This window comes from Streptomyces atratus, from assembly GCF_040655115.1.
Taxonomy (GTDB): domain Bacteria; phylum Actinomycetota; class Actinomycetes; order Streptomycetales; family Streptomycetaceae; genus Streptomyces; species Streptomyces atratus_D.
Genome location: NZ_JBFAJH010000028.1, coordinates 76,882 through 86,305 on the forward strand (window position 1 = coordinate 76,882; position 9,424 = coordinate 86,305).

10 protein-coding genes are annotated in these 9,424 nt (G+C 71.1%); 8 read left to right on the forward strand and 2 right to left on the reverse strand.

The features are described from left to right. Positions 1–12 precede the first annotated feature (12 nt). The 8 genes from mshB to AB0I23_RS26050 all read left to right on the forward strand — a co-directional run bounded on the left by mshB (position 13) and on the right by AB0I23_RS26050 (position 8,014). On the forward strand, positions 13–960 hold the full coding sequence (mshB, locus tag AB0I23_RS26015; protein WP_359112704.1) for an N-acetyl-1-D-myo-inositol-2-amino-2-deoxy-alpha-D-glucopyranoside deacetylase: 948 nt from the start codon (positions 13–15) through the stop codon (positions 958–960). Beyond that, positions 957–1,403 carry a DUF6113 family protein gene (locus tag AB0I23_RS26020; protein WP_359112706.1) on the forward strand — a complete coding sequence of 149 codons (447 nt, stop codon included), beginning with the start codon at positions 957–959 and terminating at the stop codon, positions 1,401–1,403. Before mshB ends, AB0I23_RS26020 begins: the two co-directional genes overlap by 4 nt. Positions 1,404–1,577: 174 nt before the next feature. After that, positions 1,578–3,710 (forward strand): hypothetical protein, encoded by a 2,133-nt coding sequence (locus AB0I23_RS26025; RefSeq protein ID WP_359112709.1) that lies wholly within the window; start codon positions 1,578–1,580, stop codon positions 3,708–3,710. Positions 3,711–3,849: 139 nt separating this feature from the next. Then, positions 3,850–4,788 (forward strand): ABC transporter ATP-binding protein, encoded by a 939-nt coding sequence (locus AB0I23_RS26030; protein WP_359112711.1) that lies wholly within the window; start codon positions 3,850–3,852, stop codon positions 4,786–4,788. Further along, a complete protein-coding gene (locus AB0I23_RS26035; protein WP_359112713.1) occupies positions 4,782–5,537 on the forward strand; it encodes an ABC transporter permease in 756 nt (251 codons plus the stop codon). Before AB0I23_RS26030 ends, AB0I23_RS26035 begins: the two co-directional genes overlap by 7 nt. Continuing rightward, positions 5,534–6,718: a sensor histidine kinase gene (locus AB0I23_RS26040; RefSeq protein ID WP_359112715.1), complete on the forward strand. Its 1,185-nt coding sequence runs from the start codon at positions 5,534–5,536 to the stop codon at positions 6,716–6,718. The genes AB0I23_RS26035 and AB0I23_RS26040 overlap by 4 nt, the downstream gene beginning before the upstream one ends. Next, complete coding sequence (locus tag AB0I23_RS26045) at positions 6,715–7,326, forward strand: response regulator transcription factor (RefSeq protein ID WP_359112717.1); 612 nt, start codon at positions 6,715–6,717, stop codon at positions 7,324–7,326. Before AB0I23_RS26040 ends, AB0I23_RS26045 begins: the two co-directional genes overlap by 4 nt. 232 nt (positions 7,327–7,558) lie before the next feature. Continuing rightward, positions 7,559–8,014, forward strand: a complete 456-nt coding sequence (locus AB0I23_RS26050) for a GNAT family N-acetyltransferase (protein ID WP_359112719.1) — start codon at positions 7,559–7,561, stop codon at positions 8,012–8,014. Positions 8,015–8,024: 10 nt separating this feature from the next. On the opposite strand, the gene AB0I23_RS26055 is transcribed toward AB0I23_RS26050, so the two are convergent. Beyond that, positions 8,025–8,762, reverse strand: a complete 738-nt coding sequence (locus AB0I23_RS26055) for a class F sortase (protein ID WP_359112721.1) — start codon at positions 8,760–8,762, stop codon at positions 8,025–8,027. 148 nt (positions 8,763–8,910) lie between these two features. Beyond that, positions 8,911–9,424, reverse strand: a 514-nt coding sequence (locus tag AB0I23_RS26060) for a hypothetical protein (protein ID WP_359112723.1), incomplete at its 5' end; no start/stop codon positions are given.

Sequence of the window (9,424 nt, forward strand, 5' to 3'; positions counted from 1 at the left end):
AGGGTGGGTCCCATGACGGACCTTCCCGGCCGTCGTCTGCTCCTGGTGCATGCGCACCCCGACGACGAGTCGATCAACAACGGCGCCACCATGGCCCTGTACGCGGCCCAGGGCGCCCAGGTCACCCTGGTGACCTGTACGCGCGGCGAGGAGGGCGAGGTCATCCCGCCCGAACTCGCCCATCTCGCGGCCGACCGGGACGACACCCTGGGCGACCACCGCATCGGTGAACTCGCCGCCGCGATGAAGGAGCTCGGGGTCACCGACCACCGAATCCTCGGCGGACCCGGCCGGTTCCGCGACTCCGGAATGATGGGCGCCGAGCAGAACCACCGCCCCGGCGCCTTCTGGAACACGGACGTGGACGACGCGGCCGGGTACCTCGTGGAGGTGATCCGCTCGGTACGCCCGCAGGTCCTCGTCACGTACGACCCCGACGGCGGGTACGGGCACCCCGACCACATCCAGGCGCACCGCGTCGCGATGCGTGCCGCGGACCTGGCCGCCGACCCCGCGTACCGCAGCGAGCTCGGTGCCCCGCACGCCATCGACAAGATCTACTGGAACCGGGTGCCGCGGTCCGTCGCCGAACAGGCCTTCGCACGACTGCGCGCGACGGCTCCCGACGCCTTCCCGGGGATCGCCGCGATCGACGACGTACCCGGTGTGGTGAACGACACCCGGATCACCGCGGAGATCGACGGTGCCGCCCACGCGGCGGCCAAGTCGGCGGCGATGCGGGCGCACCGCACCCAGATCGCCGTGGACGGCCCGTTCTTCGCCCTCTCGAACGATCTGGGTCAGCCCGTCTTCACCACCGAGTACTACGAGTTGGTTCGCGGAACGTCCGGAGCGCCCGCGGGTGCCCGGGAACACGATCTCTTCACGGGCGTACGGGGCGTACCGGGTACATCACGTGCGGAGGACGTGCCCGGAGCGGAGTCGGGAGCACGGACATGAGCAGTGGCAAGAAGCGTCAGCCCCGCACCGACGCCCCGACCCGGGAGCCCGTGCCCACCGGTCTCGCCGCACCCCTGAACCCGGGCCGCATCGGGGCCTACCTGGGCCTCGCGGTCCTCGGTGCGCTGGTCGGGCTCGCGGGAGCGTTCGTCCAAGCCGCCTGGTTCCCGGCCGGTTTGCTGCTCGCGCTGGTGGCCTGCGGCGGACTGTTCTACGGAGGCGGCCTGCTCATCGGGACCCAGATCGGCGCCCTCGCGCCCGCCGCGGGCTGGCTGATTTCGGTCATCGTTCTCCTCGGCGGACGGCCCGAGGGCGACTATGTCTTCGGCGACGAACTGGGCCTCACCCTTTTCATGCTGGGCGGGATGGTCGTCGCTGTGATGTGTGCCACCATGTCGCGGTCGCCCCAACAGGGCGCCGACAACGGCCGACCTGGCAAGTAAAGTGCCACGTCCGATCCCCTCATGCCCCCTGTCCGTCCGGGAGGCGCACGCCGTTTCCCCCGGTCGCGGGGAGTCTGGCGGTGGCGGCCAGTATGGTGGTTCGCGCGCCGAGCCGTCCCCTGGCCTGCGGCACGGGGGAAGTACGGGCGGCGGAGCCAATCGGGAGAACCTGCTTTGAGTCGTGAAACTGACAGTTCGTCCACCGGCCCCCAGGGGCGCGGGGGAGCCGCGTATCCCTCGGGTACGCCGCCGTACGGATCACGCCAGTATCCGTCGCTGCACCCTTCGCAGGACGCCCCGGAGGAGACCCCGGAGCCTGCGGATCCGTCTCAGTCCGAAGAGCCGAGGACCGAGACGACGCTGACGACGCGTATCCGGATCAACATCCCCGGCTCGCGGCCCATCCCGCCGGTCGTGATGCGTACGCCGGTGAGTGACGCCGACGCGGACGCCACGCGTGAGCGCACGGGCAGCACACCGCGCCCGGGCGCGCCCGCGTCCGGCGGCGCGCCGAGTGTGTCGAGCGGGCCGGGCACACCGGGCGGACCGGCCGCCGACGCGAGAGACGCGAGTGCGGACCCCAGCGCCGAGAAGCCGGCCAGGGAGAAGAGCGGCGGCGACTGGTTCGCTCCGCGCAAGGCGCCGGCGAACACGTCGGTGGTCGACGCTGCGGTCGGCCCGGCCGGCAGCGCCGCTTCCGGATCCGCCGGTGCGGGCGGGGGTACCGGATCCGGTGCTCCCACTCCACCGCGCGCCGATCTGCCGTACTTCTCGGACGGACCGCAGCGCGCCGGCGACCAGGGCGCACCCCGCCCCGGTGACGGCTCCGCGGTCCCGGGCGAGCCGCGTGCCACGCCGAATCCCGGTGTGCGTACGCCGAGCCCGTCCGGCCCCACGGCCGGCCCGGTCACCGGCACCTCGTCCCTGACCCCGAACCTCGGCGGACCGGACGGCTCCCGCCCCGGCTCCGGCCCGGCAGGTCCCGGCCCGGCAGGTCCCGGCCAGGCGCGTCCCGGCGGACCGTCCGCCCCCGGTGCTCCCGGTGGCGCACCCCCGAGGATGTCCGACGACACGGCCGTCCTCACACCGCAGTTCGCACCGCCGGGCCCCGGCAGTCATGTCTCCGGAGAGACGGTCAACAGCGGTATCCCTGTCGTCCCGCCGGAGCACCGCTCGCCGTCCGCCCCGTCCCTCTTCCCGAACACGGGCGGACCGGGCGGACCGGGCGGACCCGGTCCGCGCGCCGACCTGCCGCCCCGTAACCCGAACGACCCGATGGGCGGCGGACCGGCAGTACCGGGCGGCCCCGCCGCCCAGGCGCCCGCCCCCGTCCGCCCTGCCCCGGCCCCCGCGAAGAAGAAGGGCCGCTCGAAGCTGGTCCTGCTCGGTGCGGGCGTCGTCGTGCTGGCCGGTGTCGCGTACGGCGCGGGGCTGTTGCTGAACCACTCCGAGGTACCCAAGGGCACCACCGTCCTCGGCGTCGACATCGGGGGCGGCACGAAGGAGCAGGGCGTCGCCAGGCTGGACGCGGCTCTCGGCGAGCGCGCCAAGGCCCCTCTCCAGTTGTCCGTCGACGGCAAGAACGCGAAGCTCGCCCCGGAGAAGGCCGGTCTCGCGCTGGACAGCGTGGAGACCGTGCGCGGCGCCGCGGGCAGCGACTACAACCCGGTCTCGGTGATCGGCTCCCTCTTCGGCGCCGAGCGCAAGGCCGACCCGGTGATCCCGGTCGACGAGGAGAAGCTCGGGGTCGCGCTGACGGACCTGGCGGGTGTCTCCGGCTCCGCCAACGACGGCACGATCAAGTTCGAGCCGGGCAAGGCCGTCGCGGTCCCGGGCAAGGTGGGCAAGACACTGGACGTCAACAGGTCGATGATCTCAGTACGGGACGCGTACCGGGCCCAGGTGCAGACGGGCAAGGCCGCCACGGTCCAACTGCCGGTCACCACCCGCCAGCCCACCATCGCCCAGGCCGAACTGGACCGCGCGATGAAGGACTTCGCGAAGCCCGCGATGTCCGGCCTGATCACGATCAAGGCAGGGTCCAAGCAGATCCAGTTCGGACCGGCGAAGTCGCTGCCGCAGATCCTTTCCATGAAGGCGGTCGACGGCCGGCTGGTCGAGGTCTACAACAAGACCGCGATCGACACCCTCTGTGACGGCGTCTTCGACGGCATCATGATCACCAAGGGTGACGGCAAGAAGCACCAGCTCAGTGCGGACGACGTGGCACACGCCATGCAGACCGCGCTGCTCGGCGGGACCCCCGCCGAGCGCACCGCCACGATCGCCCTCGACGGCAACGGATAGCACCACCGAAGCACGGATCCCGATGACGCCGTCCTCCGTTCCGGGGGGCGGCGTCATGCGTAGGACATGACATCTGTCATCCCTGATTCACGACCCGTGACCCTGCCGGGCCCAGACCCCACTCCGCCAGGCTGGACGCATGACGACGACAGCCACCGAAGCCACCACCGCGCACGCCGCAGTGGTCAGCTTCGATCAGGTCAGCAAGGCGTACGGAGACGTACGCGCCGTCGACGGGCTCACCCTCGACCTGCACCCCGGCGAGACCGTGGCACTCCTCGGCCCCAACGGCGCCGGCAAGTCCTCCACCCTCGACCTGCTCCTCGGTCTGCGCACCGCGGACTCCGGCACGGTCCGGCTCTTCGGCGCGTCCCCGCAGGAGGCGATCGCCAAGGGCCGGGTCGGCGCGATGCTGCAGACCGGTGGCCTGATGGAGGACGTCACCGTCGAGGAGATCGTCCGGCTCACCTGTGATCTGCACCCGCGGCCGCATCCGGTCGGCGACGTGCTGGCTCGCGCGGGCATCACGTCGATCGCCGGACGGATGGTCGACAAACTCTCCGGAGGCCAGGAGCAGCGCGTACGGTTCGCGCTCGCCACCGCCGGGGCCAATGACCTGATCGTCCTCGACGAGCCGACCACCGGTATGGACGTCACCGCCCGCCAGGCGTTCTGGGCCACCATGCGCGAACAGACCGAGCAGGGCCGTAGCGTCCTGTTCGCCACCCACTACCTCGAAGAGGCCGACGCGATCGCCGACCGCGTCCTCGTCCTCCACAAGGGCCGGCTCCTCGCCGACGGCACCGCCGCCGAGATCAAGGCGAAGGCCGGAGCCCGCCGGATCTCGTTCGAACTGGAGGGCGCGGTCGACGAATCGGCCCTGCGCGGCCTGCCGTTCCTGTCCGCGCTCGACATCGGCGGCAACCGGGTCCGTATCCAGTCGCACAACGCCGACGCGACCGTCCACGCGGTCTACGCGCTCGGCCTCTACCCGCGCGAACTCGAAGTCGCAGGACTCGGCCTGGAGCAGGCCTTCGTCGCCATCACCGAGGCCGAGGAGGCCAGGACCGCATGCTGAATTTCTTCTCGTGGGCGCTCATCAAGCTCGAAGTGACCCGCACCCTGCGGAACAAGAAGTTCATGTTCTTCTCGATCATCTATCCGTCGTTCATCTACCTGCTGATCTCCGGCACCCGGAACACCACCGACAGGGTCCCGCACACCGATCTGACCCTGCAGGCTTTCTTCATGGTCTCGATGGCCTCCTTCGGCGCGCTGACCGCTGTCCTCATGGGCAACAGCGAGCGCATCGCGAAGGAGCGCGAGAAGGGCTGGGTCCGCCAGCTGCGCCTGACCGCGCTGCCCAGCCGCGGCTACGTCCTGGCGAAGATCGCCAGCGCCGCGATGGTCACTCTGCCCTGCATCGTGGTCGTGTTCCTGGTCGCCGCCGTCGTCAAGCATGTACGGATGGAGACCTGGCAGTGGTTCGCGCTGGTCGGGGTCATCTGGGCAGGCTCGCTGGTCTTCGCCGCGCTCGGGGTCGCCATCGGCTATGTCGCCAGCGGGGACGCGGTCCGCCCGATCACCATGATCATCTATTTCGGTCTGTCGATCCTCGGAGGTCTGTGGATGCCGAGCGCGACCTTCCCGCAGTGGCTCCAGAACATCTCCGAGTGGCTGCCCACCCACGCGTACGCCGCACTCGGCCAGGCCGTCGAGATGGGCGGCTCGCCGCACACCAAGGACATCGCCATCCTCTGCGTCTACTTCCTGCTCTTCGCGGGCGGCGCGGCCTGGCTCTACCGGAAGGACACCCTGAAGGCGTGAACGACGACGAGACGTTCGTGGGGATCGGGCGCCCGCCGACCAAGCGCCGTCAGGTGGGCGTCAAGCTGCTCTGGATCGGCATCTGGCTCGCGTTCATGAGCGCCCCGGTCAAGGACCTCACCGACGGCAACCACACCCCGTGGGCCTCCACGCTGGGCGCTCTCGGTCTGGTGGTCTTCGTCGGGACGTACCTGGTCCTGGTCTTCCGCCACACCTCGAAGGCGCTGGAACGCCGCCGGGTCGGGGTGACGATCGCCTTCCTCGGCGCCCTGGCAGTCGTCCTCTCCCTGACGCTGGGCACCTCCTGGCTGGTCCTCTTCGTGTACGTCTCCGTCACCGTCGGGGCCACGCTCCCCGTGCGGACCGCCGGGTGGCTGATCCCCGTCGTCACCGCCGTACTCGTCGGCATCGGTCTGACCGGCGACCACCCGCGTGATGTCCTCACCGCCCTGGTCTTCCCCGCACTGCTCGGAGGGTTCGCCATGACCGGCGTACGGCAGATGATCCGTACGACGATCGAGCTGCGCGAGGCCCGCGCCACCGTCGCCCAGCTCGCCGCCAACGAGGAGCGGCTGCGGCTCGCCCGCGATCTGCACGACCTGCTCGGCCACTCCCTGTCCCTGATCACGCTCAAGAGCGAGCTGGCGGGGCGGATGCTCCCCGACCACCCCGACCAGGCGGCGCTCCAGGTCGCCGACATCGAACAGGTCAGCCGCCAGGCGCTGGTGGACGTACGCGGTGCGGTCACCGGTTACCGGCGACCCACGCTCCTCGGCGAACTGGCCGGGGCCCGTACCGCACTCGCCGCCGCGGGCATCACCGCCGACATCCCGACCGACGCCCCCGACGAACTCCCCGAGAAGCCGGAGGAGGTCCTCGCCTGGGCGCTGCGGGAAGCCGTCACCAATGTCGTACGCCACAGCGGCGCCCACCGCTGCACGGTCACCCTCACCCTCCGCCAGACGCTCGACGGCCGGGTCCTCGAACTCACGGTGACGGACGACGGCCGGGGCGGCTCCGGCACGAAGGCGGGCAACGGCCTCACCGGCATCAGCGAACGACTTGCCACGGTCGACGGCACGCTCACCACCCGGGCCACCGGTTCCGGTTCCGGTTCCGGTAAAGGCTTCATCCTCACCCTCAGTGTTCCGCTCGGAACCGGCCTAGGATCCGGTGAATGAGCATGATCCGACTCCTCCTTGCCGAGGACCAGTCCATGGTGCGTGAGGCCCTCGCGGCGCTGCTCGGCCTGGAACCCGACATCGAGGTGGTGGCCCAGGTCGCCCGGGGTGACGAGGTCCTCGCGGCGGCCCGCGAGAACGCCGTCGATGTCGCCCTCCTCGACATCGAGATGCCGGGAATGACCGGCATCGAAGCGGCGGGCGTGCTGCGCCGCGAACTCCCGGCCGTGAAGGTCGTCGTCGTCACGACCTTCGGCCGCCCCGGTTATCTGCGCCGGGCGATGGAGTCGGGCGCGGACGCGTTCCTGGTGAAGGACGCCCCGGCGTCCCAACTCGCGGAAGCTGTAAGGAAGGTGCTCGCCGGCGAACGCGTTATCGACCCGACCCTGGCGGCCGCCGCGCTCGCCGACGGCGCGAGCCCACTGACCGAACGAGAACGCGACGTGCTGCGCACGGCGGCCGACGGTTCCACCAACGCGGAGATCGCCACATCCCTGCATCTCTCGCAGGGCACGGTCCGCAACTACCTGTCCACGGCGATCCAGAAGACGGCGGCACGCAACAGGGCGGAAGCGGTGCGCATCGCGAGCGAGAAGGGCTGGCTGTAGCGTCCGCCCCGGGAGGGCGGCAGCACCTGCCGAGGTGGAGGGGCGCGCCCTCGCGGATGGGGTGGCGGCGGACCGCGCGGCCGCCGAGGCGTTCTTCTCCGGGCCCGGACCGCTGGAGGGCCTGCCCCGGGGCCCCTCCTGACGGGGCGAGGGAGAGACAGCTCTCGAGGCCGCCCTGACCTGGACACATTCCGGTTTCGCAGGACCAGCGAAGCTGGCACACTCCTGCTCCATGACGACGGGACGGAGCGCGGGCGTGAACCTGCGCGTCGGTGCGGAGGACACGGAGCTCTCCGCCCGGCTGAGCGAAGAGCTGACCGCCTTCAACAACAACGCGACGGGCGCCCACGACGACCGGGGGCTCTCGGTGCGGGTCGCCGACGAGGCGGGTGACCTGGTGGCGGGGCTGGTCGGCTGGACCTGGGGCGGGTGCGCCGGGATCTCCGAGGTGTGGGTACGGGCCGACCGGCGTCACGAGGGGTGGGGCGCCCGGTTGGTGCGAGCAGCTGAGGACGAGGCTCTGGCGCGCGGCTGCACCTCCGTGATCGTTTCGTCGATGTCCTTCCAGGCGCCCGGTTTCTACCTCCGGCAGGGCTATCTGGAGACCGGCAGTGGCGGTGGGATCCCGGGCGGCCATACCCGTCATCACTTCTTCAAGGAGTTGGAACGGAGGGAGAACGTCCGTTAGTTCAGGTCGTTCAGGCGCGCGTTGCCTTGTCGAGGTGGGCGAACACCACCACGTTGTCCTTGTAGTCCTTGGCCTTCCTGTCGTAGTTGCCGCCGCACGTGATCAGGCGGAGCTGGGCGGACGGGGTGTCGGCGTACACCCGCTTGTCGGGGAAGTTCGCCTTGCTGAAGGTCTCCACCGAGTCGACCTTGAACGAGGCGACGCTGCCGTCCGCCCTCGTGATGTCGACCGTGGCGCCCGGCTTCAGGAACTGGAGCTGCAGGAACACCGCAGGGCCGGTCGTCGTATCGACGTGACCCGCGACGATGGACGCGCCCCGCTCACCGGGCGTCGCGCCGTCCTTGAACCAGCCGACCAGGTTCTTGTCGTTGGGCGGTGGGGCGTTGAGCTGTCCGGTCGGGCCGATGGACAGGGGGGTGAAGGGGGCGTCGACGGCGATCATCGGGATCCGGAGCCGCTTCGGCTCGGAGTGGGGCATGGACAGCCCCGGGAGGGAAGCGGAGGCCGAGGGAGCGGCGGAAGCAGTGGGGGCGGCGGGTGCGGGGGCCCCGGGAACACCGGGCCCGGGGACGGCGGGTGCGAGCACCGCGGGGGTGGTCAACGGCTTGTTGTCGTCCGAGACACCGAGGGAGTTGTAGATCAGGAGCAGGCCCAGCCCTGCCGCTGCCGCGGGCCAGAGCAGGGCGCGGCCGATGGCGGGGGAGCCAGGCCGGGAGGGGGGCGAATCGGATGACTGCGGGGCGGCCATGGGGGAGTGCCTTTCTTCTGTTCTTTTTGTGGCACCTGTCGGTTGGTGCTCGGCCGGTCAGCGAAACCGGGAAACGCAGCCGCCGCGGTCGCCGCCCCGCGGGGCGGCGACCGCGACAGCTGCGCGGCCGGTCAGCGGTTCAGTTCGTTCAGGCCACCGCGCCGCCCGTGGCCTGACGGCGGCGCACCTTGTACGCACCGACGCCGAGCCCACCGATGAGCAGCGCCGAACCGGCGGCCAGACCGCCACCGGTCATGGCGGTCCCGCCGCCACCGGTGTGGACGCCACCGCGGGGCTTGCCGCCCTGGTCGCCACCCCTGCCGCCGCCGTAGCCGCCCTCCTCGTCACCGCCGCCGCCGTAGCCGCCCTCGTCGTCACCGCCGCCGTCGCCGTAGCCGCCCTTCTTCGAGTGGTCGTCGGAGTCGTTGCCGGGCTGCCACTCCTTGGCCACGGTCATGGCCATGGCGCCGCCACCGGTGTGGACGCCGCCGCGGGGCTTGTCGCCCTTGTTGCCGTGGTGGCCCTTGTTGCCGTGCTCGCCCTCGTCGTCGCCGTGGTGGCCCTTCTTGCCGTGCTCGCCCTCGTCGTCGCCGTGGTGGCCCTTCTTGCCGTGCTCGCCCTCGTCGTCGCCGTGGTGGCCCTTCTTGCCGTGCTCGCCCTCG

Coding starts and splice junctions, on each gene's coding strand:
- AB0I23_RS26050 (WP_359112719.1), top strand. CDS start 7,559: ATGACGACGGGACGGAGCGCGGGCGTGAACCTGCGCGTCGGTGCGGAG.
- AB0I23_RS26020 (WP_359112706.1), top strand. CDS start 957: ATGAGCAGTGGCAAGAAGCGTCAGCCCCGCACCGACGCCCCGACCCGG.
- AB0I23_RS26030 (WP_359112711.1), top strand. CDS start 3,850: ATGACGACGACAGCCACCGAAGCCACCACCGCGCACGCCGCAGTGGTC.
- AB0I23_RS26055 (WP_359112721.1), bottom strand. CDS start 8,762: ATGGCCGCCCCGCAGTCATCCGATTCGCCCCCCTCCCGGCCTGGCTCC.
- AB0I23_RS26035 (WP_359112713.1), top strand. CDS start 4,782: ATGCTGAATTTCTTCTCGTGGGCGCTCATCAAGCTCGAAGTGACCCGC.
- AB0I23_RS26045 (WP_359112717.1), top strand. CDS start 6,715: ATGAGCATGATCCGACTCCTCCTTGCCGAGGACCAGTCCATGGTGCGT.
- mshB (WP_359112704.1), top strand. CDS start 13: ATGACGGACCTTCCCGGCCGTCGTCTGCTCCTGGTGCATGCGCACCCC.